The 691-nt window shown below is 48.8% G+C and carries 1 protein-coding gene; it reads right to left on the bottom strand.

The window, feature by feature from the left end:
• On the bottom strand, window positions 1–691 hold a 691-nt coding region (locus IAE45_RS18675), incomplete at both ends, for a MucBP domain-containing protein (protein WP_200143169.1).

The raw sequence follows: 691 nt of genomic DNA, 5'->3' as shown, positions 1-691 counted from the left end.
ATCTCTTTAGGCTCACTGTCATATGGTAAGCCAACTTTTCCGCTTAAGATTGTTGGTTCTGCTAATTGGTTCCCTTCGGAATCCTGGTACTTCACGGTAACTGGTGCGGCGCCTGATCGCTCATACACATACACTACTTCTTGTGCTTCTTCTGTAAATGTTCCTGACGCATTGCTTGGCGTTTCCACTACGTACCAGCCCGGGATCTCTTTGGCTATACTCGCATACGGCAAGCCAACTTTTCCGCTTAGGATCACTGGTTCTGCTAGTTGATTCCCTTCGGTATCTTTGTGCTTCACCGTGACCGGTGCGGCATCCGAGCGATTGTAAACATACACCACTTCTTGCGGATCTTCACTAAAGACTCCCGACGCGTTGTCTGGTGTTTCAGCCACGTACCAACCAGGGATCTCTTTAGGCTCACTGTCATATGGTAAGCCAACTTTTCCGCTTAAGATTGTTGGTTCTGCTAATTGGTTCCCTTCGGAATCCTGGTACTTCACGGTAACTGGTGCGGCGTCTGATCGCTCATACACATACACTACTTCTTGTGCTTCTTCTGTAAATGTTCCTGACGCATTGCTTGGCGTTTCCACTACGTACCAGCCCGGGATCTCTTTGGCTATACTCGCATACGGCAAGCCAACTTTTCCGCTTAGGATCACTGGTTCTGCTAGTTGATTCCCTTCGG

The sequence above is a fragment of the Enterococcus sp. S53 genome (assembly GCF_016516865.1).
Classification (GTDB): domain Bacteria; phylum Bacillota; class Bacilli; order Lactobacillales; family Enterococcaceae; genus Enterococcus_D; species Enterococcus_D innesii.
This window is presented reverse-complemented; position numbering and strand designations above follow the sequence as displayed.